26 protein-coding genes are annotated in these 26,671 nt (G+C 59.7%); 19 read left to right on the plus strand and 7 right to left on the minus strand.

What is annotated here, in order from left to right:
- Position 1: 1 nt before the first annotated feature.
- From BZ163_RS31670 to BZ163_RS31680, 3 genes are read right to left on the minus strand one after another with little or no spacing between them, the layout of a single operon-like run.
- Entirely contained in the window at positions 2-1,237 is a 1,236-nt protein-coding gene (locus tag BZ163_RS31670; RefSeq protein WP_128874210.1) for an NAD(P)/FAD-dependent oxidoreductase, read from the minus strand.
- 20 nt (positions 1,238-1,257) lie between these two features.
- Positions 1,258-1,578 carry a 2Fe-2S iron-sulfur cluster-binding protein gene (locus BZ163_RS31675; RefSeq protein ID WP_128874211.1) on the minus strand — a complete coding sequence of 107 codons (321 nt, stop codon included), beginning with the start codon at positions 1,576-1,578 and terminating at the stop codon, positions 1,258-1,260.
- Between the two features lie 26 nt (positions 1,579-1,604).
- A complete protein-coding gene (locus BZ163_RS31680) occupies positions 1,605-2,867 on the minus strand; it encodes an MFS transporter (protein WP_128874212.1) in 1,263 nt (420 codons plus the stop codon).
- 421 nt (positions 2,868-3,288) lie between these two features.
- On the opposite strand from BZ163_RS31680, the gene BZ163_RS31685 reads away from it, so the two are divergent.
- The 6 genes from BZ163_RS31685 (at position 3,289) to BZ163_RS31710 (ending at position 8,750) form a co-directional block, all read left to right on the plus strand.
- Positions 3,289-3,525, plus strand: coding sequence for a ferredoxin (locus BZ163_RS31685; RefSeq protein WP_128874213.1), 237 nt, complete (start codon positions 3,289-3,291; stop codon positions 3,523-3,525).
- A 51-nt stretch (positions 3,526-3,576) separates the two neighbouring features.
- Complete coding sequence (locus BZ163_RS31690; protein ID WP_128874214.1) at positions 3,577-4,335, plus strand: SDR family NAD(P)-dependent oxidoreductase; 759 nt, start codon at positions 3,577-3,579, stop codon at positions 4,333-4,335.
- A 78-nt stretch (positions 4,336-4,413) separates the two neighbouring features.
- A complete protein-coding gene (locus tag BZ163_RS31695) occupies positions 4,414-5,364 on the plus strand; it encodes a VOC family protein (RefSeq protein WP_128874215.1) in 951 nt (316 codons plus the stop codon).
- Position 5,365: 1 nt separating this feature from the next.
- The gene (locus BZ163_RS31700) at positions 5,366-6,250 is read left to right on the plus strand and encodes a fumarylacetoacetate hydrolase family protein (protein WP_128874216.1); all 885 of its coding nucleotides are present in this window, start codon (positions 5,366-5,368) and stop codon (positions 6,248-6,250) included.
- A 39-nt stretch (positions 6,251-6,289) separates the two neighbouring features.
- Positions 6,290-7,876 (plus strand): MFS transporter, encoded by a 1,587-nt coding sequence (locus tag BZ163_RS31705; protein ID WP_128874217.1) that lies wholly within the window; start codon positions 6,290-6,292, stop codon positions 7,874-7,876.
- 88 nt (positions 7,877-7,964) lie between these two features.
- A complete protein-coding gene (locus BZ163_RS31710; protein WP_128874218.1) occupies positions 7,965-8,750 on the plus strand; it encodes an IclR family transcriptional regulator in 786 nt (261 codons plus the stop codon).
- Between the two features lie 9 nt (positions 8,751-8,759).
- Here BZ163_RS31710 and BZ163_RS31715 read toward each other — a convergent pair whose 3' ends face one another.
- Both BZ163_RS31715 and BZ163_RS31720 read right to left on the minus strand, forming a co-directional pair.
- Complete coding sequence (locus BZ163_RS31715) at positions 8,760-9,950, minus strand: thiolase family protein (RefSeq protein WP_128874219.1); 1,191 nt, start codon at positions 9,948-9,950, stop codon at positions 8,760-8,762.
- Positions 9,950-10,348: a Zn-ribbon domain-containing OB-fold protein gene (locus BZ163_RS31720; RefSeq protein ID WP_128874220.1), complete on the minus strand. Its 399-nt coding sequence runs from the start codon at positions 10,346-10,348 to the stop codon at positions 9,950-9,952. Before BZ163_RS31720 ends, BZ163_RS31715 begins: the two co-directional genes overlap by 1 nt.
- Before the next feature lie 140 nt (positions 10,349-10,488).
- Here BZ163_RS31720 and BZ163_RS31725 point away from each other — a divergent pair, with 140 nt between their 5' ends.
- From BZ163_RS31725 to BZ163_RS31740, 4 genes are all read left to right on the plus strand, one after another.
- Positions 10,489-11,190, plus strand: coding sequence for an SDR family NAD(P)-dependent oxidoreductase (locus BZ163_RS31725; RefSeq protein WP_128874221.1), 702 nt, complete (start codon positions 10,489-10,491; stop codon positions 11,188-11,190).
- On the plus strand, positions 11,187-12,185 hold the full coding sequence (locus tag BZ163_RS31730) for a fumarylacetoacetate hydrolase family protein (RefSeq protein ID WP_128874222.1): 999 nt from the start codon (positions 11,187-11,189) through the stop codon (positions 12,183-12,185). Before BZ163_RS31725 ends, BZ163_RS31730 begins: the two co-directional genes overlap by 4 nt.
- 123 nt (positions 12,186-12,308) lie before the next feature.
- Positions 12,309-13,709, plus strand: coding sequence for an aromatic ring-hydroxylating dioxygenase subunit alpha (locus tag BZ163_RS31735; RefSeq protein ID WP_128874223.1), 1,401 nt, complete (start codon positions 12,309-12,311; stop codon positions 13,707-13,709).
- Positions 13,710-13,799: 90 nt separating this feature from the next.
- Complete coding sequence (locus BZ163_RS31740) at positions 13,800-14,375, plus strand: aromatic-ring-hydroxylating dioxygenase subunit beta (RefSeq protein WP_128874224.1); 576 nt, start codon at positions 13,800-13,802, stop codon at positions 14,373-14,375.
- Between the two features lie 169 nt (positions 14,376-14,544).
- Here BZ163_RS31740 and BZ163_RS31745 read toward each other — a convergent pair whose 3' ends face one another.
- Positions 14,545-15,285: a DUF2889 domain-containing protein gene (locus BZ163_RS31745; RefSeq protein ID WP_128874225.1), complete on the minus strand. Its 741-nt coding sequence runs from the start codon at positions 15,283-15,285 to the stop codon at positions 14,545-14,547.
- A 101-nt stretch (positions 15,286-15,386) separates the two neighbouring features.
- Here BZ163_RS31745 and BZ163_RS31750 point away from each other — a divergent pair, with 101 nt between their 5' ends.
- Positions 15,387-16,187 carry an SDR family NAD(P)-dependent oxidoreductase gene (locus tag BZ163_RS31750; RefSeq protein ID WP_128874226.1) on the plus strand — a complete coding sequence of 267 codons (801 nt, stop codon included), beginning with the start codon at positions 15,387-15,389 and terminating at the stop codon, positions 16,185-16,187.
- Between the two features lie 211 nt (positions 16,188-16,398).
- Here BZ163_RS31750 and BZ163_RS31755 read toward each other — a convergent pair whose 3' ends face one another.
- Positions 16,399-18,030, minus strand: a complete 1,632-nt coding sequence (locus BZ163_RS31755; protein WP_128874227.1) for an ATP-dependent acyl-CoA ligase — start codon at positions 18,028-18,030, stop codon at positions 16,399-16,401.
- Between the two features lie 310 nt (positions 18,031-18,340).
- Between BZ163_RS31755 and BZ163_RS31760 the strand changes: the two genes are divergently transcribed.
- The 8 genes from BZ163_RS31760 (at position 18,341) to BZ163_RS31795 (ending at position 26,638) form a co-directional block, all read left to right on the plus strand.
- Positions 18,341-18,946 (plus strand): TetR/AcrR family transcriptional regulator, encoded by a 606-nt coding sequence (locus BZ163_RS31760; protein ID WP_128874228.1) that lies wholly within the window; start codon positions 18,341-18,343, stop codon positions 18,944-18,946.
- Positions 18,947-19,291: 345 nt separating this feature from the next.
- Complete coding sequence (locus tag BZ163_RS31765; protein WP_128874229.1) at positions 19,292-20,356, plus strand: amidohydrolase family protein; 1,065 nt, start codon at positions 19,292-19,294, stop codon at positions 20,354-20,356.
- On the plus strand, positions 20,356-21,207 hold the full coding sequence (locus tag BZ163_RS31770; protein ID WP_128874230.1) for a fumarylacetoacetate hydrolase family protein: 852 nt from the start codon (positions 20,356-20,358) through the stop codon (positions 21,205-21,207). Before BZ163_RS31765 ends, BZ163_RS31770 begins: the two co-directional genes overlap by 1 nt.
- Positions 21,208-21,220: 13 nt before the next feature.
- Complete coding sequence (locus BZ163_RS31775) at positions 21,221-22,123, plus strand: 3-hydroxyacyl-CoA dehydrogenase (RefSeq protein ID WP_128874231.1); 903 nt, start codon at positions 21,221-21,223, stop codon at positions 22,121-22,123.
- Complete coding sequence (locus BZ163_RS31780) at positions 22,120-23,295, plus strand: thiolase family protein (protein WP_128874232.1); 1,176 nt, start codon at positions 22,120-22,122, stop codon at positions 23,293-23,295. Before BZ163_RS31775 ends, BZ163_RS31780 begins: the two co-directional genes overlap by 4 nt.
- Before the next feature lies 1 nt (position 23,296).
- Positions 23,297-23,800, plus strand: coding sequence for a carboxymuconolactone decarboxylase family protein (locus BZ163_RS31785; protein WP_178110522.1), 504 nt, complete (start codon positions 23,297-23,299; stop codon positions 23,798-23,800).
- A 138-nt stretch (positions 23,801-23,938) separates the two neighbouring features.
- Positions 23,939-25,216, plus strand: coding sequence for a cytochrome P450 (locus BZ163_RS31790; RefSeq protein ID WP_128874233.1), 1,278 nt, complete (start codon positions 23,939-23,941; stop codon positions 25,214-25,216).
- 114 nt (positions 25,217-25,330) lie between these two features.
- The gene (locus BZ163_RS31795) at positions 25,331-26,638 is read left to right on the plus strand and encodes an amidohydrolase family protein (RefSeq protein WP_128874234.1); all 1,308 of its coding nucleotides are present in this window, start codon (positions 25,331-25,333) and stop codon (positions 26,636-26,638) included.
- Positions 26,639-26,671 lie beyond the last annotated feature (33 nt).

The raw sequence follows: 26,671 nt of genomic DNA on the forward strand, positions 1-26,671 counted from the left end.
CTCAGTCACGATTGGCTGCTTCCCAGGCCTTCAGGTCGAACCCATCCGCGGCGGCTTCGGCGGCCGTCAGCTTGGGCGCGCGGGCAAGAAGCTTGCGCGCGGCCATGTGGTCGCCAATGCGATTGCAGGACTCTACGGCCACGAGGCGGTCTTGGCGGAAACACAGCACAGAGACTTGTTTGTCTTCGACAGAGCTGAGCACAACGGTGCTGTCATAGCCATTGGAGAGCCCGGCTATCTGCAGCTTCAAGTCGCCCTGATCGGTCCAGAACCAGGGCAGGGCGCTGTAGGGCGCCGGTTTGCCCATCAATCGTGCGGCCACTGCGCGGGCCTGGTCGATGGCGTTCTGCACCGACTCGAGGCGGGTGTGCTGTTCATCGTTCTGCAGGCAGGGGAAACTGGCGACATCGCCCACTGCGGAAATTCGCGGGTCAGAGGTCAGCAGGCTGGCGTCGACCTTGATGCCGTTTTCGATGTCCAGGCCCGCTTCGGTCGCCAGTTGCGCATTGGGGATCACTCCGATTCCAAACACCACCAGGTCTGCGGGAAGAGCGCGTCCGTCACCTGTTTGCACCGCGCACACCCGGCCGTTGTCGCCATCGATGCGGCTCAAGCCCTGGCGGAAGTCAAAATGCACGCCCCAGGCTTCATGGGACTGGCGAAACAACTCGGACATCTCCCGCGACACGGCACGAGCCATGGGGCGCTCGCCCAGTTCCAGCACGTGCACGTTAGCCCCCAGGGCAGCGGCCACCGCCGCGAATTCGAGGCCGATAAACCCGGCACCGATCACCACCACATTGCGCGCTTCCTTGGCCAGCGGCGCCAGGGCATCAGCATCGGCTTTGGTCTTGATGCCGAACACTTGCGGCAACTCTGCGCCGGGCACCGGCAGTGGTCGGTTGTGTGCACCGGTGGCCAGGACCAGATGGTCGTAACTGACAGCATCACCGGAGGCCAACACCACGCGTCGGTTCAGGCGGTCAATGGCGGTCGCCTGGTCATGCAGCAATTCAATGCGCTGGGTGGTGTAAAAATCCGCGGGGCGAAACAGCAGATTGGTCGATTGGATCTTGCCGAGCAGATAAGCCTTGGACAACGGCGGTCGTTGATAGGGCAGGCCTGGCTCATCGCCGATCAGGGTAATACGCCCGTCATAGCCTTCCTGACGCAGGGAGGCAGCGACCTGGAAACCGGCCTGGCCAGCACCGACGATAACGACTGAGGCTAGGGTCATGAGAGCTCCTTCAAGCGCATTCAGAATTGCGACGACGGCAGGTGCAGCACCATGCCGTCCATCTCTTGGCTGATGATCAACTGACAGCTCAAGCGGCTGTTGTCACGGCGCTCGAAGGCGTACTCGAGCATGTCGTTTTCCATGCCTTCTGCCGCTTGCACTGTGCTCAGCCAGGCTTCGTCAACATAGGTGTGGCAGGTGGCGCAGCTGCAGGCGCCGCCGCAGTCGGCGGAAATGCCCGGCACCGAGGCGAAGGTAGCGGCCTGCATGACCGATTGGCCGATGTCGCCTGTGACCTGGTGGGCGGTGCCGTTGTGTTCGATAAGCGTCAAAGTGGGCATGGTCTGCTCCGATTCTTGTTGGGGGCTCAGGATTGGCTGGGAACTATTTGCGCATTGAAATGCGGCACTCGCCCCAGGGTCAGTAACAACAGGGGGCCGATCAGGCAGCAGGCAGCGCTGTACACCAGCATCGCGGTGTACGAACCGGTGCGTGCCAGCATGTACGCGAAAAGCAGTGGCGCCAGCGCCGAGGCCACGGTATTCAAACCCTGATGGACGCCAAACAGACGACCGTATTCGCGCAAGCCGAAGTAGCGGGCGATCAGGAACGCGGCAATATCGAACTCTGCCCCGGCGCCAAAACCGACCAACACTGCAGCCAGCATCAGCGGCGCAAATTCAGTGGTGGGGCTCAGGTAGATGAAACAACCGACGGCGGGCAGCACCAGGCTGAGCGCGGACACTGCCGGTGGCCACAGGCGATCGAGCAAGTAGCCGATCAACATGCGGCCGAAGATCAGCGAAATACCGAAACCACTGAAAATGGTGGCGGCCTCTGCAGCGGACAAGCCCCTGGCTTGCAGCATGGGCACCGTGCTGGTGACCATGCCGACAATCGAAGAAATCACCAGGCTAAGTGCCAGGTTGCAGGTCCAGAATTTCAGCGAGCCCATGCCTTCACGAAAACCCATGCCGGGCAATTGCTCCAGGGCACTGCCGTCATCACGGTGACCCACCGCAGCGGGCAGCTTGAACCACAGCAGAATCAACGGCAGTAGCACCAACAGGTTGAGCAGCGCGAGAATCACGAAGGCCGCGCGCCAGTCCCATTGTTCAATGCCCCAGGCCATCAGGCGGGGAATGGTGGCGGCGGTGACGCCGGTGCCGGACAGACCAATGGCCAGCGCCAGGCCGCGATTGCGGTCGAACCAGAGGCTCAACAGCTGCGTCCAGGTCACGGCCAGTGCGCCCATGCCGACGATAGGCAGCAACGCAAAAGCGATGTACATCGACCATATAGACTGGGTCAGTTGCGTGGTCGCCAGGTAGCCGAGCGACAGCAACAGCAGAGAAATGACCGTGACGCGTTTCATGCCATAGCGCAGGTTGAACCAGCCTACCAGCTGCAGGGACACCACGGCGCCGCCAAACAGGAACGTGATGCAGGCCTGCAGCTCGCTTTTGCTCCAGCCAAAGGCATCACCCAACGGCACGACCAATGTGCCAAAGCCGTAGAGCAGGGCGGCATTGATGCTGATGGCGACACCGGCGACAGACAAAATGAGGATTTTCCAGCTCTGCCGGAATTCGCGCAGATCGATTGCCGCTTCGTTTTTGGACGGGTGCATCGGGTTGGCTTCCTTATAGGTTTTGTTGAGCCAAGCACTGCTACAGGTGGCGATGTGGACCACCCTCAGCAGATTCTTTAAACAGAATCTGGTTTTGTATTCAGAATAAAATCAGAAATCACGCTTTGTCCAGCACTGCTATCTGACTCACAGACAAACGAATTTCCTGCGTGCAACTTGCCTTTGAATCAATCTGGTCCGGCCGTGTTCAACATGTGCTAGCGAGCCTGCTTGCGATAGCGGCCTGACTGGCGACGTTCATGCCGAATGTCCCGGCCTCATCGTTGGAACGCCGCCCGGACCAGGCTCGCTCCCACAGGTGTTCAGGTGACTCCAGCATATCCGTGCTAAAAATTAATTGCACATAAAATAAATAAGTGTTCATAATTTGCCGAGGCTGGACCTGATAAAGGAGAAAAAAATGAGTTCAGAAAAAGCGCAATTCAAAGCCGTGGCCGACCGTAGCCGCTGCTGTGGTTATGGTTTGTGTGCCGCGATTTGCCCCAGCGTGTACAAGCTGGATGCCGATGGCATGGTGTACTTCGACGACGCCCGTGTCCCGCCGGAGTTGGAGGAGGAGGCCCGTGAAGGTGCTGCCGCCTGCCCCGCGGAGGCCATCTGGCTCGAGCCCATTACCCCGGAAGATGAAGCCGTTTGAGGGCGTGAGCGTCAGTCGTCACGGGATAACCACTGAGGTGAGGATGTGCTAATGGGACGTTTACCAAACAAGGTCGCGCTGATTACCGGTACCGGCGGTGGCCAGGGCAGGGCTGCAGCACTGCGTTTTGCCCGCGAGGGGGCCATTGTGGTCGGTTGCGACTTTGTCGCCGAGGGCCACGAGGAGACGGCAGCCTTGATGCGGGCCGAGGGTTTTACCCTGTATGGCTCGGCACCCGTGGACCTGGGCGATCACGAACAGGCCAAGGCCTGGATCGATGCCGCCGTCGCGGAGCATGGGCGCATCGACATCCTCTACAACAATGCTTCCGCCGCGCGTTTCGGGCTGGTCAGTGAGCTGTCGATCGAAGACTGGCACTACACCATGCGCAACGAAATCGATCTGCTGTTCTATACCACCAAGTATGCCTGGCACCATTTGGCCGAGCAGCGCGGGGTGATCATCAACGTATCGTCCACCGCAGCCTGGGGCGGCTCGAAAGTCGCTGGCATCAGCGCCCACTCGGCGGCCAAGGGTGCGGTGGTGTCGTTCACTCGCCAGTTGGCCGTGGAAGGGGCCCCGTTCGGCATCCGTGCGGTCAGCTTGAGCCCGGGGTTTGTTGCTACACCGGGTACCCGGCCGTTTCTGGAAGACCCCAAGATGCGCGCCATGCTGTTGGACGGTGTATTGATGGACCGTCCCGGCGAGCCTGAGGAAGTGGTGGCCATGGCGGTATTTGTCGCCTCGGACGAGGCTTCATTCATCACCGGTTCAGACTTCGTCATCGACGGCGGGTTACTGGCGATCTAGCACACGCGGCATCATGACAGGTGGCAAGTCAGGCGCTACGGGCACCGCCTCATCTCGAACAATAACAAGGTGAATAACGTGGACATCATCGGTATCGGTTACATGGGCTTCGAAACCCCCAATCTCGAGGCGTGGCGTGAGTACGGCCCGCAGGTGATGGGCTTTGGCATCGGTAAGAACCCCGAGAGTGACCCGGAGTCGCTGTACTTCAAAATCGACGATCGACGCCATCGCTTCGCTTTCCATCCAGGCAAAGTCGACCGAATTGCCTACATCGGCTGGGAAGCGGTGGGACGCATGGCCTTCGAAGATGGCATCAAGAAGCTGGCGGCGGCCAATGTCGAATACAGCCGTGGCGATGCCCAGTTGTGCGAAAAGCGCGGCGTGCGCGAATTGGTGCGCTTCCGCGACCCTGTGGGCTATCAGCATGAACTGTTTTACGGGCAAAAATGGATGCCGCGCTCATTCCAGCCAGGGCGTCCACACAGTGGTTTTTTGGCTGACGAACGGGGAGCGGGCCATGTGGTGCTGATCACCCCGGACTACACCCCGGAACTGGAACACTTCCTGCTCAATGTCATGGGTTTCAGTTGGTATGGCGCTGGCGCGGGCAAAGGGCGAACCGGCTTCTTCCGATCCAAGCTCAACCATCACACCAGCCATGACATTGCCTATGGCCACGGGCCGGGACGCATGGGGGTGCAGCATGTCGGGCTGTTTGTGCGCAATGTGCGTGATGTTGGTGAAACCTACGACATCGTGCGCCAGCGCGAGCTGCCGATGATGATGACCCTCGGCCAACATGCCCAGGACCCGCACCTGTCGTTCTACCATTTCACTCCGTCCGGCTTCGCCTTCGAGACCATTGCTGAAATCGAGCCATGGCAAGGCGACCCCTATGAGCTGAACCCGGAAAAACTCAGCCTGTGGGGCCACGAAATGGTCGGCCCGATTCTCGGTGCCAGCGTCAAGACGCCGGAAGAAGTGCTCGACGCCGAGTACCTGCCGATCTATCTGGCCAAGCACTGACATGCGCCTGGCGCGGGTCGAGGTTGCCGGGCAGGCGTTCTGGGCATTGATCGATGAGCACACTGAGCGCTGGCGGCGGATCAACGCGCCGTTTTCCCACTGGGCCGGGCTGGGTGCTGATCTTGTGCCAGATGCCCTGGACCTGAGTGGCGAATGGTTGCCGTTGTCAGCTGCGCGCCTGCTTGCGCCGCTGGAACCTGGCGCTCGGGTTTTTGGAGTGGGTCTCAATTACCTCAGCCACCTCAAGCGCCTGGGCAGTGATGCGCCGGCGCACCCGCTGGCTTATATGAAACCCGAGTCAGCGTTGGTCGGTGCCTATGACGAAATCGATTATTCGCCGCTGACCACCCAGCTTGACTACGAGGTCGAACTGGTCGCAGTGGTGGGCCGGCCGTTGCTGGAGGAACCCCATGCCAGCGACTGCCTGCTGGGGTACACGGTGGGCAATGACATCAGTGCCCGGGATGCCGGCAAGCAGATCGGTCGCCTGGACCTGTTGACCCAGAAAGCCATGGACCGCACCACGCCGGCAGGTCCCTGGATCGTGACGGCGGACGAGTTGGGAGTCACGGGGCAACCGGCTCTGGATATGCGCCTGAGCGTCAACTATGAACTGCGCCAGCAGGACAATACCCGGCAGATGATTTTCCCCCTGGATGAGTTGCTCAATTATCTGGATGCACGCATCAGTCTGCGTGCTGGCGACCTGGTGTTTACCGGTTCCACCCACGGCGTGGGTCTGGAAAGCGGGCGTTTTTTGCGCCCGGGTGACCGGGTCGAGGCGCAAATTGAAGGCATTGGCCGACTGCGCAATACCATCGCTGCGCCACGCCAACTCAGCCCCGCACGTGCGGCTGGGCGACTGGGCCAACCGCTGGATAAATAACCCGCTGATTTTGACAGGTGTAGACGCCGAGGAGTGATGATGAGCGAGGGTTCGGCGTGGGCGCCGTTTCGCAACAAAGCGTTCCGCGGCTTATGGCTGGCAGGCGCTGTGGTCAATATGGCGATCTGGATGCAGACAGTCGCCGCGGCGTGGATCATGACCACGCTGACGACGTCGGCCGCCATGGTCTCCCTGGTGCAAACCGCCGTGACCCTGCCGGTATTCCTGTTTGCCTTCCCCGGTGGAGTGATTGCCGATCGGGTGGACCGCCGCAGCTGGCTGATCATTACCCAGTGCATGATGCTGTTCGCCGCGCTGGTACTTTGCCTGCTTGCGTACAGCGCACACCTGGAAACCTGGGGGCTGCTGGCGTTTACCTTTGTGCTGGGCACCGGCAGTGCGCTGGGCATGTCGGCATGGATGGTGACCATGGTCGGAGTACTGCCCCGCGACCAAGTGCCGGCCGCAGTGTCCTTGAACGGAATTTCCATCAACGCTACCCGGGCTTTGGGACCGGCGCTGGCCGGTGCCTTGATTGCTTACTGGAACACCACCTCGGTGTTCCTGGTGATAGGGCTGTGCATGTTCGCGGTGCTGCTCTTCCTCTTTCGCCTGATGCCAAACCCGCCGGCCGTGGGCTTGCCACCGGAAACCCTGACGGGTGGCATGCGCAGTGGCCTGCGCTATATCCGTCATTCGGCGGTATTGTTCAGCGCCATGAAGCAGGTTTTGGTGTTCACCAGCAGCGCCAGCGCCTTGTGGGCCCTGATGCCGCTGGTGGCCAAGCAGGAATTGGGCATGGACGCCGGTGGCTATGGCTTGCTCATGGCGTTTCTCGGCGCCGGTGCAGTGTTGGCTGCACTTTGCCTGCCGCGGCTGTATCGCGTAATGGGCATGCGGCATCTGCTGGTGTGCGGCGCCATCGCCTTCGCCCTCGCGACACTCACAGCCGCGCTATCCAACAACCGCTATGCGGTCTGCACGATGATGCTGCTGGCGGGTTTTGGCTGGATGGCGGTCAACGCGACCATTTCCACGGTGGTGCAAACCTATGCCGCCAACTGGGTACGCGCACGGGTCGCAGCGGTCTATGTGTTGATCCTGATGGGCGCGATGGCGGCCGGCGGCGCGATATGGGGGGCCTTGGCGCAGTATCTGGGTTTAAGCCAGAGCTTGCTGCTGTCGGCTCTCTTGCTGTTGGTCGGCATTGCGCTGACCCGTAACGGCCATGTGGAATTGGGCCAGGAGGCCGATTTTGCCGAGGTGCAACTGACCGACACAGTCCAGCTGGCCAGTCCGGTGGCCCATTCCGATGGGCCGGTATCGGTGGAGATCGTGTACCAGGTGACCGCGCCGGACCGCGATGAATTCCTGGCCGCCGTGTACGCTGTAGGCAAGGCGCGACGGCGTAATGGTGCACAAAACTGGCGCCTGTACCGCGACATGTCTGACCCGCGACTCTACAGCGAGCGCTTTATTGTCGAGTCCTGGCTGGACTATTTGCGCCAGCAGGTTCGGGTGACCCAGGCAGACCATGCCCAGGAGCGCCTTATCGAACGTTTTCGTCGCGAAGACCTGCAAACCCGTCGGTTGATTTACCAGCCGCCAGTGAAACAACCCGACTAAAGTGGTCGAATAATTCCCAGATAAAACTTTTACGGCGTCATTCATTCTCAGGCTAGAATGGCGTCACTTTAAAGTTACTGGATCGGCCATGGACCTCACTGACGTCAACGACACCACCAAATCGGCCGGCGCAACCCTCGTCAAGCCCGTTTCCAACGCCATTCGCATCCTGCGCTACCTTAGTCAGGTGGGTACACCGGAACGTTCGGTGGACATCGCCCGGCAATTGAAGATCAACCCCAGCACCTGTTTCAATATCCTGCGCACCCTGGTGCAAGAGGACGTGGTCGACTTCAGTGCCATGTCCAAGCGTTACTCCGTCGGCCTGGGGCTGGCGCGCCTGGTCGAACAGTTGGTCACCCAGGGCCACCGCGTCCAGATGGCCAAGCCCCTGTTGCAGAACCTGGCTGCGCGCCAGCGGGTAACCATCACCCTGTGGCGCAAGATGAGCCCCGACCGCATCGTCATTGTCAGCTCCGCCGCGAGCCCGACCGATGTGCGTATCGACATGGCCGAAGGTCAGCGCCTGCCGATTCTGATGGGGGCCAGTGGCCGGTTGTTCGCCACGCAGATCGACCTCGACGACCCCGAGGTGCAGAGCAGTTTCGAAACCATTCGCTGGGCCCAGCCGCTGTCGCTGGAGGTTTACCGTGAGGAAGTCAGAAAGGCTGCCGAGCGTGGCTGGGCAATGGACGATGGACATTTCTCTGGGGGGATTCTTGCCATTGCGGCGCCGGTCTACTCACCCACCCACAGCATCGACTTCACCGTGTCGGCGGTGATGTTCCGCGGACAACGGGATGAAGAGGGCCTTGCCGAACTGGGCAAGGCGCTGATCGAGTTCTGTAACGAAGTGGCCGGCGTACTCTACTGAGACGCGCGGTTACTCGCGTACCAACAGCAGGCTGCCCCCCAGCGGGCCGCCACCTGCGGCCACCGTACTGACGCGGTGTTCGCGCGTTTGTCGGCCTTCGGCGCGGCCCCACAGTTGCAGGCAGGCTTCATGCACGTAACCCAGGCCGTGGGTGCGCCCGCCAGACAGCTGCCCGCCATTGGTATTGATGGGCAAGCTGCCATCCAGCGCGATGCGCGTGCCACCCTCGACGAACGCGCCACTTTCCCCGGTCGGGCACAGGCCCAGGGCTTCCAGCCAGATCAGGGTCAAGATCGAAAAACCGTCATAGAGCTGCGCGGATTCGACGTCCTGCGGGGTGTAGTCGGTGCGAGCCCACATCATCTGGCCGACATCGAAGGCGGCCATCTTGGTCAGGGAGATCTGATCCCACGACCACGGCTGGTTCAACGCCGCGCCCATGGCCTCGATGCGGATCGGTGTGTTCGGCAGGTCCCGGGCGATATCACGACGCGATAGGATGATGGCGGTGGACGCGTCGCAATGCACGTCGCAGTCGAACATGCGCAAAGGGGTGGAAATCATTCGCGACGCCATGTAGTCGTCCATGCTCATGGGCGAGCGGTACAGCGCTTTGGGGTTGCGCATGGCGTTCTGGCGACAGGTCAGGGCGATTTGCGCCAGTTGTTCCGGTCGGGTGCCATATTCATGGAAGTGACGCTGGGCATACAGCGCCATCAGGTTGATGCCCGATTGCACATTGAAGGGCGTAAACCATTGCCAGGCGTAGCTGCTGTCGCGGCCCTGGGTTTTATTGGTCAGTGCGCCCGCTTGTTTGTTGACCATGCGGGCTGACGCTTCGGTGATGGTGCGAAACACCAGGACGTGATTACACAGTCCCGCCGCAATCGCCATGGCACCGTTGATCACGCCGGTAAGCGGGCCGGGCCCTTCGTAACCGCCGCCGAACCAGTTGACGTTGAGTCCAAGGGCACTCTTCAGCGCACTGGGACCGACCGGTGAAAACGGGTCGCCATTGTTGTTGTCGCCCGGCCAACAGGCCACGCCGTCGATGTCGCTGCGTTGCAGGCCGGCGTCGGCAATCGCTTCGAGGCACGCATCCAGGGTCAGGCGCATGGCTGACTTATTCGACGGTCGCCCGACTTCCGATTGGCCGATGCCGGTGATGGCTACGTCTTTCTCATAACGATGATCGAACATCACTGATCCTTCTCGAACAGAGGCAACCACACATCCTCGACATTGAGGAAGCTGACCCGTACCGGCATGTCGATATGCACATCCGTGACCGGTATGCCCACGACGTTGCTCACGAACTGCAAGCCGGCCTGTTCAGCCAGTTCGATGATCGCCACCACATAGGGCACCTCCAGGTCGGGGGTCCAAGGTTGGTAGTTGATGGTGTAACTCAGCACTTTGCCCTTGCCGGACACCGCTTCTGGCGCCACGTCAAAGCTTGCGCAATGCGGGCACAGCGGGGCGGGCGGGTGGAAATACCGGCTGCAGGCCGCGCAATGATGAATGAGCAGTTCGCCCTGTTCGCCGCCTTGCCAGAAGGCGCGGTTATCGGCGTTGAGTGCAGGCAGTTTTCTAGGCATCAGCGGTCCGCAGGTGAGTATTTGACTTGAAGTCATACGGTATCATTTGTACATATTTTCTAAAAGTGTCATATATTTGTTCCGACGAAGGCACGAATCCACCGTTCGCGCCGTAAAAACAACAACAAGAGGATTTCGCGATGACCCAATCATTACTGGACAAGAGGGTAGTCGTCACCGGCGGGTTTGGTGCCCTCGGCAGCACGCTTGGCCAATTCCTGCTGGCCCGTGGCGCCCGGGTCGCCTTGCTGGATCGTAGCGAGGCGCCCGCCGCCTTGCTGGACACGGAAAACCTGCTGTGCCTGGGCGGCGTCGACCTGACCTCGACCGAGTCGGCCAGCGCGGCGTTTGAGCAGGTTGCGGCGCACTTGGGTGGCATCGATGGTTTGGTCAATGTCGCCGGCGGTTTTGCCTGGGAGACTGTCGAAAGCGGCAGCCTGCTGACCTGGGATCGGCTCTACCAGATGAACGTGCGTACCGCCGTGGTCAGTTCCCAATCGGCGCTGGCGCACTTGTTGGATTCCAAGGCAGGACGCATCGTCAACCTGGGCGCGCTGGCCTCGGTCAAAGCCGCAACCGGTATGGGGGCTTATGCCGCCTCCAAGGCCGGTGTCGCCCGATTGACCGAGGCGTTGGCCGAAGAGCTCAAAGACCGTGGCGTGACGGTTAACGCCGTGCTGCCAAGCATCATCGATACCCCGGCCAACCGCGCCGACATGCCTGATGCCGACAGCAGCCGCTGGGTGACTCCGGAGGCGTTGGCGGCGGTGGTGGCCTTTCTGTTATCCGACGACGCCGCTGCGATAACCGGTGCGCTGCTGCCTGTGAGTGGCCGCGTATGAGACTGGTGACCTATACCGACGCCCAAGGTTTTGACCGCGCGGGTGCCTTGCTCAATCGGGACCAGCATGTACTCGATCTGCAAAATGCTTACCGCGTGATGGAAGGTCGCGACAGTGTGGCACTGAGCAGTATTCTGGCCCTGGTGGAGACGGGTGAGCCGGCGCTGGAACTGGCCCGTTCGCTGGTTGCCAAGGCACCCTCGGCGGCGGTGCTGGAACGTGCCAGTGTGAAACTGCGCGCACCGATCCAGCCACCCCCACAGATGCGCGACTGTTCGTGCTTCGAATTGCATCTGCGCCAGAGCTTCGCGGCGGCCCGCCGCGCCCGCGCGCTGCGTACCGAAGATCCGGAAGCCACGTTGAAAGCGATGAACACTCGCGCCGACGACCGGGTGATCGAGACCTTCAACAAGCAGCCCATCTACTACAAGGGCAACCGTTTTGCGGTGATTGGCATCGACGACGAATTCCAATGGCCAAGTTTCAGTCGGGCGATGGATTTCGAGCTGGAGTTCGGTTGCTACATCGGCAAGCGCGGCAAGGACATCAGCCGTGAAGCCGCCCGTGGGCATATCGTCGGTTACACCATCTTCAACGACATGAGTGCGCGCGACGCCCAGGCGCTGGAAATGCCCGGCATGCTCGGTCCGGCCAAGAGCAAGGATTTTGATACTGCCAACATCATGGGGCCCTGCCTGGTCACCGCCGATGAACTGGGTGATCCCTACGACCTGAATATGGTTGCCAGGGTCAATGGGGAGGAGTGGGGGCGCGGCAATACCCGTGATATGCGCTGGAGTTTTGAAGACGTGATTGCCCACGTGTCCCGCTCGGAAACCTTGTACCCCGGTGAGTTTCTTGGCTCCGGCACGGTCGGCAACGGCTGCGGCCTTGAGCAACTGCGTTATTTGAAGCCTGGCGACGTGGTCGAACTGGAGATCGACGGCATTGGCGTGCTGCGGACTCAAGTGGGCAAGGCCTCGAGCCAGGATTGACGCATACGTGAATGACGGAAGAATTCATTTACAAGTGCAAAGTGAATTCTATGTACATAAATAGGAAAAGTGTCTTATATTTCGTCGCAACCACTGTCGTGACGCTCTGATCAGGAGGCAATCATGCTAACAAGAACAAGCCCCGTATTGTCTGATGGAACCAAGGTCTCGGACCTCATCTATCCTTCCAGCCGTGAAGTACAAATGCGCGTGTTGTCTGACCGCGAAATTTACGACCTGGAGATGGAAAAAATCTTCGGCAAGATCTGGGTACTCCTGGGTCACGAGTCGGAAATCCCTAACTCCGGTGACTTCATGGTCCGTGACCTGGGATCCGACTCGGTCATCGTTGCCCGTGGCAAAGAGGGCGAGGTGTTTGTAAACCTCAACGTGTGCCCGCACCGCGGGATGCGCATCAGCACCGCCGATTGCGGTAACACGCAAATACATAAATGCATCTATCACGGCTGGGCCTTCCGCCCGAATGGCGACTTTATCGGCTCGCCCGTCGAGCGCGAGTGCATGCATGGCAAGATGCTGCCCAAATCAGAACTGGGCCTGAAAAAGGCGCGGGTCACGCTGTATGGCGGTCTGGTATTTGCCACCTGGAATATCGATGGGCCGTCGTTTGACGAGTTCCTCGGCGATGCCAAGTGGTATTACGACATGCTGTTCTGTCGCTCCGACAAGGGCATGGAAGTACTCGGCCCACCGCAGCGCTTTATTGTTAACGCCAACTGGAAAACGGCGGGCGAGCAATCGGCGGCCGACGGTTTCCACACGCTGACCTTGCACCGCTGGTTGGGTGAAGTGGGTAATTACGCCAAGAAAGGTGAGGGCGAAACAGCCGACCTCAGCCCGGAAATGATCGGCGTTGAAATCAGCTCGCCCCACGGCCATGCGTTACGCTGCATCGACCTGGCGCGCAAGATCAAGCGCCTGACCGGCCTCGATCCGGCAGAGTTGAGTGTGCAGCAAAAGCTCGAAGCATTGCCGCCTGCCGGCATGACCGCGGACATGGTCGAGCAGTTGGCACGCAATCTGACCGAAGATCAGTTGAAAGTGCTCACCAGCATGCCGCCGCAGGTCGGTGGGATGTTCCCGAACATTCTCTTCGGCTTTGTCTACATTCCGCAGCCAGATGGCACTGTCGTCGGCTCGATGACGCTGCACGCCTACGTACCGCAAGGTCCGGACAAGCTCGAGTTCGTCAACTGGGTATTTGCCGAGAAAGACGCCTCCCCGGAACTGCGCGACAAAATGCTCAAGCAAACCATCCAGCTGTTCGGCACCTCGGGCATGGTCGAACAGGATGACTCCGATACCTGGCCGCACATGACCCTGGCCGCCAAAGGCGCGATGGGCCGCAAGAGCACGATGAAATACCAGGCAGTCTTTGAAACCGGAGCACCTGAGGGCTGGCCTGGCCCCGGCATCGTCAACGAAGGTTTCACCAAGGACGATACCCAGTGGCACTGGTGGTTGTACTGGCACGAGCTGATGACGGCTTCGGACGACCAGTAAAGCGCCCGTCAGGCCGGGTTCGATGGCGGTCCTCGCGGGCCGCCATCGCCGGTAACGGCATCAACAAGAATAACAGTGAGGGAATGACTCATGGCTCAGGTTCAACAACGCGGTGTGGAGGATATCCAGCCGGGTTCCCCTGTCGGTACCAAACGGGTGCCTGTAGGTTCGCCGATATACAACGATGTGGTGACCTTTCTCTACGAGGAAGCCACGCTGCTCGACCAGATTCGCCTGCAGGAGTGGGCCGAACGCCTCGACACCGACCTGGTGTACACCGTGCCGCTGCGCCAGACGCGCCTGGCGGCCGAACTGAAAACCACCATCGTGCGCAGTGTTCAGCATTACCACGATGATTACCGTTCGATCATGGGCCGCATTTTGCGCCTGTCCGGCAAAAGTGCCTGGGCGGAAGATCCTCCCTCGCGTACCCGGCGACTGGTGACCAACGTGTTTGTCGAAGAAACCGACAAGAGCGATGAGTTTGTGGTGACCAGTTACCTGCTGCTGACCCGTAGCCGGTTCAAAGACCACCACGTCGACATCATCAGTGGCGAACGCCGTGATGTGCTGCGTCTCGGCGAGGCGGGCTTCAAGCTGGCACGGCGCGAAGTCATCATCGACCAAGCGGTGCTCGGAACGCCCAATCTGGCCGTCTTCCTCTAGTTCGTATCGGCGGTCTTTTTGGCTATGCCCGCGACTCACGGGCATAGCCAGCTCATGGAGCTGCCGCAGGCTGCGATCTTTTGATCTCGCTGTTCAGCGACTGTCTGACTGCGAGTCGCCGTGCCTCCAGGGCGCCAGCCGCACTGCTCTTGACGCAAGAGCGGTGCGGCTAGTGCCGCTGTCTGAGCCATTCCTGGTCCTGGGCGCACAAGCTGTGCTGCTCGTGAGTGAAGTCCAGGGTCGAGCCCTTCATGCGCAGGGCCTGATCGGCGCGTTCGGGTTGTTGGCTGTAGCACCGGGCGGTGTTCGCGGCGTGAATCTGCTCGTCGAGGTCGTAGGCGCGCCCCATCGAAATCAGTGTGCAGCGGCGAAGTAGCAGAGCCGCTTCGGCGGCTTCTTCACTGAGGGCATTCAGTGCCCAGCGTGCCATGCCTTCGCGAAGGTTGATGCCGCAATAGGGTGAGGGGCCTTCGATCATTGTGCCATTCACTTCCCAGGTCAGGTCTTCATTGCCATCGCGTATCAGGATCGCGCGGGTGCGGTGGTCGATGCGCTGGCCGATATTGACGTCATAACGACGTTGCTGGGTACCGCGTGCGGCGGCTGCGATGGCAAGACCCGCCAGGTCGAGCAGGTGGGTGCATTGATGACTGGCATCGGTCTGCCGGGTGACGGAGTGGGCTACCCGGTCCAGTTTCATGCCCAGCAACTGCTGTAGTTGAGCGCAAGCCTGCGAGCACAAGGAATAGGGATAGCGCAGCGCTTCACCGCCAATGGCGGTGACTTCACCATCCTGGTGGCGGACCCATGCGCGGAAGTGGTGGAAGTCGTCTTCCAGAGCGGCGCGGACTTCACCCGTGCCATTGGCAGGATGGGCAATGATGTCCACGCGGCGACGAAATGCAGTCATCCTCAATATCCTTGTTTCAATGCTGTTCAGGCTGACAAAATCAGATATATTTGAACACTATAATCAAAAATGTTCACTAAAAAACAAGAAACGGAGTGACTATGGCACTGCTAAACGAACAGGTTGCGCTGATTACTGGCGCAGGCGGCGGAATCGGCCGCGGCATTGCGCTGAACTTTGCCAAAGAGGGCGCGGCCGTGGTGGTTGCCGAACTGGATGTCGCCAGTGGAGAGGCCGTAGTCGCCGAATTGAAAGCGCTCGGCGCCAAGGCGGTATTCATCAAGACCGACGTGTGCAGCAAGGCCGATATCGAAGCCGCCGTGCAGTTGGCCGTTGATCAGTTTGGTGGTTTGGACATCCTGGTCAACAACGCCTTTGCGCCCACCCCCAATGTCCTGCTGGAAGATAAAACCGATGCGATGCTGGAGCAGACCCTGGGCTCTACGGTATGGGCGGCCTGGTGGGCGATGAAGGCCGCGCTACCGCATATGAAAGCGCGGGGCGGCGGCAAGATCATCAACTTCTACTCCATCGATATCGAGATCGGCGCCTGGCTGCATGGCGACTACAACACGGCGAAGTCGGCGATCGTCGGGCTGACCCGTAGCGCGGCTTCTGAATGGGGACGCTTCAACATCCGTACCAATGCCATTGCCCCTACCGCGATGGGCGCCACCTTCCACAAACTCGCCGCAGAAAACCCCGGCTTTGCCGAAATGTCCGCTTCAATGCGGCCGCTGGGCCGCTGTGGCGAGCCTGAAGCCGACATTGGTCCGGTGGTGGTGTTTCTCGCGTCGGAGATGTCGCGTTTTATCACTGGCGAGACCATCCACGTCGACGGTGGCCTGCATCTGCCCGGCTACAACTCTCGCCCTAAAGGCATTCCCGTGCGCGAGTATTGATTTCACCCGATTAATGTAGAAGCGAGCTTGCTCCGGGCGGCGTTCCGACGATGAACTCAAGGACAACGCGTTCTACCAGAACGTACGCGTTATCGTTAAAGTCCATCGCAAGCAAGCTCGCTCCTACAAAGGCGACGCCAGGCTCAAGAGACGCGAAAGCCCGCTTCAAGGCGGGCTTTCGACGTTGGCCGACACAAGTCGGGTAGGACAGTTACTTTTTGGACACCACGATCGACGTGGTTTCCAGATCCCAGGTAGTGTCGGTTTTGCCTTCATCGCGCAGCAGATACTTCAACACCCGACCTTGCGGGTTTTTTGGCAAACTGCTGCGAAATTCGATATAGCGCGGCAAGGCATAGTAGGGCACCGAATCGGTGGCCCAATGGAACAGTTGCTCCGGTTCAAGCGTCACGCCCTCATGCAGCACGGCAGTCACCTTCACATCATCCTCGCCCCTATCTGAAGGGACCGCGTGGACTGCCACTTCGGCCAGGGCCGGGTGAACAGCAAAGGCGGCTTCCATCTCGAAGCTGGAAATGTTTTCACCCCGGCGGCGCATATAGTCCTTCTTGCGGTCGACAAAGTAAAAGAAGCCGTCATCATCGAACCTGCCGACGTCGCCGGTGTGGAACCACATATTGCGCATCAACTTCTGAGTGTCCTCCGGACGACGCCAGTAGCCCTGGAACATGATGTCCGGACGTAGCGGGCGCACCACGATTTCGCCCGAGGAGTTGGGCGGTACTTCCTGATCGAGGTCGTCGACGATTCTTACGTCAAAATCCGCAATGCGTTTTCCCGAGGAGCCGGGCGCGGCGTATTCACCGGCGGCCAGCGAGGTGATGACACAGGCTTCGGTCAGGCCATAGCCGTTGCCGCCGACCAGTTTGGTACCGAAACGCTCGCGCCAGATTTTTTTGGTTTCTTCGGTGTAGGGGTTGCCACGCGCGGTATGGATTTGCCCGACGCAGCGCAGCATCGCTTCGTTGTCTGGCGCCTGGGCGAGGAGGCCGCCCATGCCGCCCAGGATCGAGGCGATGGTCGCGCCCGAGCGTTCCACTTCGGGCCAGAAGTTCGAGACCGAGAAGCGCGGGAGGATCGCCGCGCGCGCGCCCACCAGAATGCTGGCGATGATCGATACGCACAGCGCATTCATGTGGAACAGCGGCAGTGGCGTGATGGTGACGTCATCGGCACTGGCTGGACCGGCACGCAATTGCAGGCGCGCCAGGTTGCACATGAAGTTGTAGCTGATCATGCAGCCCTTGGAAGGGCCTGTGGTGCCTGAGGTGTAGATCAGGCAGGCAAGGTCTGAAGGCTGCGGTTTATTGGCGAGTGGGGTGGCGTCATGGCCACGCCATTCATCCAGGGGCGCAATGCGAATCGGGCATTCGGGTGCCGCCTCGAGCGTGCCACGGTGAAGGATGTGGTGAACGTCCTGCAGTTGTCCCGCGAGCGGCGTGATGCGTGGCAGGTAGGCCGCTTCACAGATCACCACCGAGGTACCGGTATCGGCGATCTGATGGCGCAGAAACTCGCCCTTGAGCGCGGTGTTGATCGGCACGCTCACGGCGCAGAGCTTATTGATGGCCAGCCAGGTGGTGACCGCATCGATATTGTTATCGAGCATGGTCAGCACGGTTTCACCGGCTTTCACGCCAAGCGTAGAGAGGGCATTGGCCATCTTGGTCGAGAGTGAGTCAACCTTGGAATATGTGTATAACTCACCGCCGAAATCCAGCAATATTTTGTCTGGATGCCTTGCTACCGCACGATCTAACGCGTCGATGACAGTGTCTCGATCTCCCACTGCCCAGGTTTCTGGATTTCCACTGCTGCCCATATATTTTCTCCTTTTAGGCATTGACGACCATTGGTCTGCCTGATTTTATTTTGAAGAGAGAATTAGATTCTAAATACAAAATATGAAAATGTCTTTAGCAATAAGTTGAACATATCGTGTTATTTATGCACAGATCCTGTGGTAACGTTGCGCTATCTTTACTCCCCTTGAGCCCGTCAATCCATGCCAAAAGCCGCATCCCAGAAAGCAGAAGCGCCTTCGCCGGCCTCCAGAACGAAAAAAAAAAGCGCTGCCTGCTGCAGCGGCGAGCCCGGTCAAAACTGTCGAGCGACGTACCGCCGCCAACGCAGTGGCAGGGGTCAAGGTCAAGCCGAACCGCCGGTCGGAAGAAACCATCGCCAATATCCTCAAGGCCACTGAAGAAGTGGTTCTGATGTCTGGCGCGGATCGTATTTCGATCCTGGATGTGTGCCAGGTGGCAGGTGTTTCCCGGGGGACCTTTTACCGCTATTTCGCCTCACAAGAGGACTTGTTGGACACCTTTTCCCGGCATAAGCGCGAAAGTTTCCACAGTTCGCTGTCCCAGGAACTGGGCCATATCAGTGACCCGGAAGCGCGTCTGAACGCGCTGTTTGCCTACCTCGACAACTACCTTGAGCAGAGTCGGGCACGACGCCTTCTGGTGGTCGCGCCTGACTACGCGCTGGGCTTCTTCAGACGAATTTTCCATGATTCGATCGTGCGGTTTCAGGATGGCCTGGGCATCGTGTTCGACGACTGGGACGAGCGCCTCGGGGTGCGTCTGGACCGTGAACTGATCTGCGAAATGATCATTCGTTACGTGCTGAGCGAAATCCTTGTGCCGGAAGCGGCGGGGCGTCGATTGTTCCCGGTGCGGGTGAAGAAACTGCTGGGCGCGCTGATAATGGGTTCCACCTCCCGGACCCGCCGCTGAGCTTCAAGCATCACCCATCGTTCTAACCAAAGCCCCCGTATTTCGGGGGCTTCGCGTTTCTGTGGGCTCATTTTCTCCCGCCTGTACTTCACGCTTTTCCCCGTCTGACTCGTATTTTTTAACTGTTCAGAGCGTTTGCGACGCAGGCCGAGGGCTCTGGCTCAGGCTTCTTCACGCCTTATAAAAATAAATTGAACAGTATTTTGATTTCTGCTCAATTTAAATTTAAGCTTTGGTCAGAGCAGTGAGCCCCCGGCTTCCCTTTTTCGCGGCGATTTGATCCTGGCCACGTGAAGGCACCGCGCTAATAACCAACAAAAAGTGCCAACTTCGAGGTACCTAGACATGCTTATCGATCTCCACGCCCACGCACCGCACCCTGGCTATTACAACCAGCACCCTCACTGGGGGCCGTTCTTCGAGCAACACGCCGACGGCGATATCAAGCTGCGTGTAGGTGACTGGATTCTTGGCCTTGGGTCGCCAGAGCGTAAGGCTGCCGTGCGCTCCGGCAAAGGTCCCAAGCTGGAAGAATATTTTGCTCGCTGGGCTGATCCGAAAGTACGCCTGGCGGGTATGGATGCCGCGGGACAGAACCTGCAAGTGGTTTCCGTCCCATCCCATTGCTACATGTACTGGACCGAAGCCGAATTCGCCGTACCGTTCGCCCGCACCGTCAATGAGACGCTGGCGCAGTACTGCTCCGCAGCCCCTGATCGCCTGATGTTCTGGGCTCACGTTCCTTTGAATGCACCAGAAGCGGCGGCGGCTGAATTGCGTTACGCCTGCACCGTATTGGGTGCTAAAGGTATGGTCGCCGGCGGCGCCAACTTCGGCGGCCTGGAATTCGATTCGCCGGAACTCGACGTGGTGTGGAAAACCCTCTGCGACCTGGATCTGCCGATGTTCATTCACGGCTACAACCAGTCGGTTACCTGGGGCAAGAACGCCAACGACGACCGGTACGAAACCACCGCAATCGTGGGCATGCAGTACGACGAAAGCCGTTGTTTCTGGAACCTGATTTGCGGCGGTGTGCTGGATCGCTTCCCCGACCTGAAGGTGTACATCACCCACGGTGGCGGTTATGTCCCGTACCAACTCGGCCGTCTGGCCAAGACCAACGAAAACCTCGACGTCAAATACAACAAAAAGCCGCTGCTCGAGTACATGAAAAACTTCTACTTCGACGTCGAGCTGCATGAAGTGCCGATGCGCCAGGCCCTGGTCGACATCATCGGCGCGGACCATGTGCTGTACGGCAGCAACTTCGGGGGCAGCGATGCGGTGCGTCACGACCTGACCCACGGCCTCAAGTTGTCCGACGCGGACCTGCGCAAGATTCGTTATGAAAACGCCTGCCGCTTGCTGCACATCGATCCTGCCAAGTTGGGCAAGGTAGGTGCCTGATGAAACTGGCGCGATGTGAGTATTTTGAAACGGGCATTTTCTGGGCCGTGGTGGATGTCGCCCAGGATCAGGTGACACCGATTTCCGGCAATTACAAAGACTGGGCACCCGGTGTGGCCGCCGGACGCGGTATCAGTTCGTTGCGTTTCGCCGGGCCAGCGCTGCCGCTCTCGAAAGTGCGCCTGTTGCCACCGATTGAACCCGTCAACCGGGTGGTCGTGGCAGGCGCGAATTACGCCAAGCATCTGGTGGAGTTCGGATTGAGTGCGCCGTCCCAGCCGGTAGCGTTTCTCAAGGCCTATGGCGCGCTGATTGGCGCCCATGACCCTATTCGCTTTCCGCCGCTGACTGAAGAACTCGATCACGAAGTCGAATTGGTCGCGGTCATCGGCACTGACGAGATCGACCTGGAAAACCCGCTGGCTTGCGTGCTCGGTTACACCGTCGGCAACGACGTCAGTGCCCGAGACCTGCAGCGCAGCGGGCCGGCGGGTATCGGCATGGACCTGTTCGCGGCGAAAAGCCAGGACCGGACCACCGGTCTTGGGCCCTGGATCGTCACCAAGGACGAGTTTCCGGAAGGCTCGCCGCGGCTGCGCCTGACCCTGAAAGTGAACGGCGAAGTACGTCAGGACGGCTCGACGGGCGAAATGACCTGGGATGTGGCTCAATTGATCCGCTTCGTGCAACAGCGTTCGAGTTTTGCCGGGGGTGACGTGCTATTCACCGGTTCGCCAGCCGGAGTGGGGATGGGCACCGGTCTGTTCCTCAAGGAAGGCGATGTAGTCGAGGCCAGCGTCGAGGGCATTGGCACGTTGCGCAATGTGGTCAGTAAAAAGAACCGCGCCTAATCGAGAGCCAAACATGAACGCCAATAAAGAAAAAGTAGTAGTCGTCGGTGCTGGCCTGATGGGTACCGGTATTGCACATGCGTTCGCCAGCTCCGGGTTCAACACGTTGCTGGTCGACACCAATGCTGCCTCATTGACGAATGCCCGGGCAAGCATCGAAAAGATCCTTGCCGATGGCGTGCGCCTGGGCAAAGTCAGCGAAGAAAAAGCCCAGCAGTCCCTGGCCAACCTGCAGACCTGCGGTGATTTGAGCGAAGCGGCAAGCGGTGCCAACTGGCTGGTGGAAACGGTCTCCGAGCAGTTGGCAGTGAAGAAGGCGGTGCTCGCTCAAGCGGCGCCACTGCTGGCGCCGGACGCGATTATTGCCACCAATACTTCGGCCCTCAGCGTGACCGAGATTGCGGCGTCGGTGGAGTGTGCAGACCGCGTGATCGGCATGCACTTCTTCAACCCTGTGCACAAAATGAAACTGGTGGAGCTGGTACGGGGTTTGGCTACAAGCGATGAGGTGGTGACGCGCACTCGCACCCTGTGCGACCAGATCGGCAAAACCTCGATCATCGTCAATGAATCGCCAGGCCTGACCACCAGCCGCATGTCTGCGCTCCTGGGTAACGAGGCGATGTGGATGCTGCAAGAGGGGACAGCCACTGCCGAAGACATCGACACGGCGCTGCGGCTGGGTTTTAACCATCCGATGGGCCCGTTGGAACTGGGTGACCTGACCGGTTGGGATACGCGGCTGTCTGTTCTGCGTTATCTGCACCAGACCCTGGGTGAGAAATTCCGGCCCTGCCCGCTGATCATCAAAATGGTCGCCGCCGGGCGTCTGGGACGCAAGTCAGGGCAGGGGGTTTACCGCTATGAAGAGGGTAAGCAGGTGCCGGGTTCAGGACTCAAGGCGAGTGCGCTATGAAAGACATCGTCATAGTTGATGCGGTGCGTACGCCAATCGGCAAGTTCCGCGGCAGCCTGGCCGGCGTGCGCGCCGACCACCTCGGGGCGCTGGTGCTCAGCCGCTTGCTGGAACGGGTCGATCTGTCGCCGACCTTGGTCGACGATGTGATATTTGGCAATGTCACGCAAATTGGCGAGCAGTCCGCCAACATTGCCCGCACGGCCTTGCTCGGTGCCGGTTGGCCGGTCACCGTCGCGGGGCTGACCATCGACCGTAAATGTGGTTCGGGCGAAGTGGCGGTGCATCTGGCCGCTGGCGCCATTGCTGCAGGGAGCGCCGATATTGTGGTGGCCGGTGGCGCGGAAAACATGAGCCGTGTGCCCATGGGCAGTAACCGCCAAATCCACGGTGAGGCGTTTGGCTGGATGGCAGCGCAACGCTATGAACTGACCAGCCAGGGTGAAGCGGCCGAGCGCATCGCCGACAAGTGGTCGCTCAGTCGCGATGCCCTGGATGATTTTGCCTTCGCCAGCCACCAGCGCGCTGCTGCGGCGTCTGATGCCGGGTACTTCGATAACGAAATAGTGCCGGTTGCTGTCGAGGAACTGCGTGAGTTGGAGCTGACGGAATCCGTCGCTGTATTGCGCCAGGACGAAACCATTCGCCGTGATACCTCGCGGGAAAAGCTGTCGACGCTTAAAACCAGCTTTCGCCCGGACACCGGTCGCATCACCGCTGGCAACTCGTCACAGATCTCCGACGGTGCGGCGGCATTGCTGTTGATGAGTGCCGACACTGCGAAAAAACTGGGGCTTCGGGCGCGTGCGCGCGTTGTGGCCTTCACCACCGTCGGTTCCGATCCGACGTTGATGCTCACCGGCCCCATGGCTGCTACCCGCAAGGTGTTGGGCAAGGCAGGGCTGAACATCAACGACATCGACTTGTTCGAAGTCAATGAGGCGTTTGCCTCCGTGCCTCTGGCATGGATGCAGGAGACCGGTGTGTCTCACGACAAGTTGAACGTCAACGGTGGCGCCATTGCCCTTGGTCATCCATTGGGCGCCAGTGGTGCGCGATTGATGACCACCTTGTTGAACGAGCTTGAGCGCCGTGGTGGTCGTTTTGGTCTGCAAGCCATTTGCTGCGCCGGCGGCATGGGCACGGCAACCATCATCGAACGGCTCGATTGAGATGGCGCGCCTGCCGCTGATTCCTCTGGATGCCATGCCGGCTGCGTTGCAGGACGCGGTCGAGCGTGGCCAGCGCAGTCGCATGCTCAGCTCGACGACGCCGGTACAGGTCTGGGCGCATCGACCACAGGTAGCGCTGGCATGGTTGGGTTTGATGGAGAGCCTGCACAGCGACAGTCTGCTGGATGAGCGTTTGCGCGAGCTGGTGCGGCTGAAGATTGCCAGCATCACCACCTGCAAGGCCTGCCAACTGGCGCGCAAGTCCGACGCTGTCACTGAACAGGATATTGCCTGCATGGCGACGGACAGCGAGTACTTCACGCCAGCCGAGCGTGCCGCGCTGCGCTACGCCGAATTGTTTGCCAGCGATTACCTAGCGATCGACGACACGCATTTCCTACGACTCGGGGAGTTTTTCTCCGTCGCTCAGGTGGCGGAGCTTGGGCTGTACTGCGCGCTGATGTTGGCGGGTGGGCGCATGACGCTGGTACAACAGGCCTACTGACACGTCTCGCAGTACAAGCAGTTGATCGAAATACTAATAAGTGTCCAATATCGTTCTGTTAAGGCCTATGATTAGCCGAAAGGCATGGCCTTAAACGGGCCGACTGAAAAAATAATGACAAAAACAACGGAGACGATCATGTCCACACCGGCGCAGAACGACCTCACGAAGGCTTTTACCGACGTAGCCAGCAATTATCGCGGCACCAGCGATATCGACCTGCACGCGACCTACCGCGATATGCGCGCCAACTCGCCCGTGCTGCAAGACAATTTCATGGCTCGCCTGGGCGTGCCCTCGATTGCCGGGCTGGATGCCAACCGACCAACCTTCACCTTGTTCAAGTACGACGATGTCATGGCGGTCATGCGTGACGCTGGCACCTTCACCAGTGGTTTTATCGCCGAGGGACTGGGTGCATTTTTCGATGGCTTGATCCTCACGGCAATGGACGGGGAAGCCCACAAGAACATCCGTAATCTGCTGCAGCCGGTGTTCATGCCAGAGACAGTGAATCGCTGGAAAGAGACCAAGATCGACCGGGTGATTCGCGAGGAATATCTCAAGCCGATGGTACCGGCCAAAGGTGCGGACCTGATGGATTTCGCCCTGTATTTCCCGATCCGGGTGATTTACTCGTTGATCGGCTTTCCCGAGGACCGTCCCGAGCAGATCGAGCAGTACGCAGCCTGGGCCCTGGCCATTCTGGCTGGCCCGCAAGTCGATCCGGAAAAAGCCGCTGCTGCCCGTGGTGCCGCCATGCAGGCCGCACAGGCGTTGTACGATGTGGTCAAAGTGGTGGTGGCCGAACGTCGCGCAGAGGGCGCCACGGGCGATGACTTGATCAGCCGGCTGATTAACGCCGAGTATCAAGGCCGGTCGCTGGACGATCATGACATCGCCACTTTTGTGCGCTCGCTGCTTCCTGCCGCCAGTGAAACCACGACCCGTACCTTCGGCACCTTGATGTCGTTACTGCTGCAAAACCCGGAAGTGCTGGAACGGGTGCGCAATGATCGCAGCCTGGTAAACAAGGCCATCGATGAAGCGGTGCGCTTTGAGCCGGTGGCCACCTTCAAGGTGCGTCAGGCCGCCAAAGACCTGGAAATTCGCGGTGTGCCTATCCCTAAAGGGGCGATGGTGCAATGTATCGTGACCTCCGCCAACCGCGATGAAGACGCATTCGAAAATGCCGACCGATTCGACATCGACCGCAAACCCAAACCCTCGTTCGGCTTCGGCTTCGGCCCACACATGTGTATCGGCCAGTTCGTGGCCAAGACCGAGATCAACTGCGCGCTCAATGCCGTCCTCGACTTGATGCCCAACATCCGCCTCGACCCGAGCAAGCCCGGCCCGCAAATCGTCGGCGCGCAGCTGCGCGGGCCGCACTACCTGCATGTGCTGTGGGACTGACAGGTGCTTGTATCTTGATTTAATATGAACACATTCAAAAAAAGTGTTTAATTAAATCAAGATGTGCACTATGATTCAGACACAACAACAAGCCCGAATGCGAAGGGGAAAACAATGAAAGTTGAAGATCTGATTCTCGTCAGTGTCGATGACCACGCGATCGAGCCGCCAAATGCTTTTGCTCGCCACATGCCTGCACGCTTCAAGGGGCGTGAGCCTCATGTGGTCAAAAAAGGCGATCGCGATGTGTGGGTGTTCGAGGAGCAGGCCACTGGCTACATGGGCCTGAACTCCGTGGTCGGTCGGCCCAAAGAGGAATACGGCATGGAGCCGCTGGGCTACGAGCAAATGCGCCGTGGCACCTGGAACATCAAGGACCGTGTCGACGACATGAACGCCAACGGCGTGCTCGGTTCATTGTGCTTTCCAACCTTCCCGGGCTTTGCCGGGCAGCGTTTCCAGGGGCACGCTGACCGCGATGTGTCGATGGCGGCCATCCAGGCCTACAACGACTGGCATTTGCACGACTGGTGCAACGCAGCGCCAGGCCGCTTCATCCCGCTGATGATCGTGCCGTGGTGGGACATGAAGGCCGCTGCAGCCGAAGTCGAACGACTGGCCAAACAGGGCGTGCACGCGCTGTCGCTGTCGGACAACCCGGCCATTCACGGTTACCCGTCGATCCACAGCGATTACTGGGACCCGTTGTGGAAAGCCTGCAGCGATAACAAGGTGGTGATCTGCTGCCATATCGGCACCGGTGTAAAAGCCAACCACGCCTCGGATTTGTCGCCTATCGACGCCTGGATTACCTCCATGCCGATTTCCATCGCCAACTCCGCGGCTGACTGGATCTGGGCGCCAATGTGGAAGAAATTCCCGGACCTGCGCATGGCGCTTTCCGAAGGCGGCATCGGCTGGATTCCCTACCTGCTGGAGCGCGCCGACTTCACCCATCGTCATCACAACGCGTGGACCAACTCCAACTTCGACGGGAAGATGCCCAGCGACATCTTCAACAAGCACTTCATCACCTGCTTTATCGAAGATAATTTCGGCCTGAAGAACCTCGATTACCTGAACGCCGAGATGGTCACCTGGGAAAGCGATTACCCGCACTCCGACTGCACCTGGCCGAACTCGCCGGAAACCGCGTGGGAAGGGTTGCAACACCTGCCCAAGGAGATGATCGACAAGGTCACTCACTTGAACGCAATGCGTGAGTTTTCCTTCGATCCGTTCTCCATCCATGGTCGGGAAAACTGCACGGTCGCCGCGCTGCGGGCCCAGGCCACGCACGTCAGCACCGAGCCTGCCCTGGGTCTGGGTGGGGCCGATCATGGTCGCCACGACAACAAGCCAGTGACCTCCGGCGACATCAATGCGATGTTCGCCGAGGCTGACGCGCAAACCGCGTTGTAAGTTGCTGCTGTTCCTACAGTCGCCGGCCAACGG

It is taken from the genome of Pseudomonas sp. VI4.1 (assembly GCF_002029345.1).
In the GTDB taxonomy this organism is placed as follows: domain Bacteria; phylum Pseudomonadota; class Gammaproteobacteria; order Pseudomonadales; family Pseudomonadaceae; genus Aquipseudomonas.

Excerpts from the sequence above, each read along its gene's own strand:
- BZ163_RS31705 (WP_128874217.1), top strand. The coding sequence starts at position 6,290 with ATGAGCGAGGGTTCGGCGTGGGCGCCGTTTCGCAACAAAGCGTTCCGC.
- BZ163_RS31700 (WP_128874216.1), top strand. The coding sequence starts at position 5,366 with ATGCGCCTGGCGCGGGTCGAGGTTGCCGGGCAGGCGTTCTGGGCATTG.
- BZ163_RS31740 (WP_128874224.1), top strand. The coding sequence starts at position 13,800 with ATGGCTCAGGTTCAACAACGCGGTGTGGAGGATATCCAGCCGGGTTCC.
- BZ163_RS31790 (WP_128874233.1), top strand. The coding sequence starts at position 23,939 with ATGTCCACACCGGCGCAGAACGACCTCACGAAGGCTTTTACCGACGTA.
- BZ163_RS31735 (WP_128874223.1), top strand. The coding sequence starts at position 12,309 with ATGCTAACAAGAACAAGCCCCGTATTGTCTGATGGAACCAAGGTCTCG.
- BZ163_RS31785 (WP_178110522.1), top strand. The coding sequence starts at position 23,297 with ATGGCGCGCCTGCCGCTGATTCCTCTGGATGCCATGCCGGCTGCGTTG.
- BZ163_RS31680 (WP_128874212.1), bottom strand. The coding sequence starts at position 2,867 with ATGCACCCGTCCAAAAACGAAGCGGCAATCGATCTGCGCGAATTCCGG.
- BZ163_RS31730 (WP_128874222.1), top strand. The coding sequence starts at position 11,187 with ATGAGACTGGTGACCTATACCGACGCCCAAGGTTTTGACCGCGCGGGT.
- BZ163_RS31690 (WP_128874214.1), top strand. The coding sequence starts at position 3,577 with ATGGGACGTTTACCAAACAAGGTCGCGCTGATTACCGGTACCGGCGGT.
- BZ163_RS31710 (WP_128874218.1), top strand. The coding sequence starts at position 7,965 with ATGGACCTCACTGACGTCAACGACACCACCAAATCGGCCGGCGCAACC.
- BZ163_RS31780 (WP_128874232.1), top strand. The coding sequence starts at position 22,120 with ATGAAAGACATCGTCATAGTTGATGCGGTGCGTACGCCAATCGGCAAG.
- BZ163_RS31685 (WP_128874213.1), top strand. The coding sequence starts at position 3,289 with ATGAGTTCAGAAAAAGCGCAATTCAAAGCCGTGGCCGACCGTAGCCGC.
- BZ163_RS31795 (WP_128874234.1), top strand. The coding sequence starts at position 25,331 with ATGAAAGTTGAAGATCTGATTCTCGTCAGTGTCGATGACCACGCGATC.
- BZ163_RS31670 (WP_128874210.1), bottom strand. The coding sequence starts at position 1,237 with ATGACCCTAGCCTCAGTCGTTATCGTCGGTGCTGGCCAGGCCGGTTTC.
- BZ163_RS31765 (WP_128874229.1), top strand. The coding sequence starts at position 19,292 with ATGCTTATCGATCTCCACGCCCACGCACCGCACCCTGGCTATTACAAC.
- BZ163_RS31675 (WP_128874211.1), bottom strand. The coding sequence starts at position 1,578 with ATGCCCACTTTGACGCTTATCGAACACAACGGCACCGCCCACCAGGTC.
- BZ163_RS31770 (WP_128874230.1), top strand. The coding sequence starts at position 20,356 with ATGAAACTGGCGCGATGTGAGTATTTTGAAACGGGCATTTTCTGGGCC.
- BZ163_RS31725 (WP_128874221.1), top strand. The coding sequence starts at position 10,489 with ATGACCCAATCATTACTGGACAAGAGGGTAGTCGTCACCGGCGGGTTT.
- BZ163_RS31755 (WP_128874227.1), bottom strand. The coding sequence starts at position 18,030 with ATGGGCAGCAGTGGAAATCCAGAAACCTGGGCAGTGGGAGATCGAGAC.
- BZ163_RS31775 (WP_128874231.1), top strand. The coding sequence starts at position 21,221 with ATGAACGCCAATAAAGAAAAAGTAGTAGTCGTCGGTGCTGGCCTGATG.
- BZ163_RS31715 (WP_128874219.1), bottom strand. The coding sequence starts at position 9,950 with ATGTTCGATCATCGTTATGAGAAAGACGTAGCCATCACCGGCATCGGC.
- BZ163_RS31750 (WP_128874226.1), top strand. The coding sequence starts at position 15,387 with ATGGCACTGCTAAACGAACAGGTTGCGCTGATTACTGGCGCAGGCGGC.
- BZ163_RS31720 (WP_128874220.1), bottom strand. The coding sequence starts at position 10,348 with ATGCCTAGAAAACTGCCTGCACTCAACGCCGATAACCGCGCCTTCTGG.
- BZ163_RS31745 (WP_128874225.1), bottom strand. The coding sequence starts at position 15,285 with ATGACTGCATTTCGTCGCCGCGTGGACATCATTGCCCATCCTGCCAAT.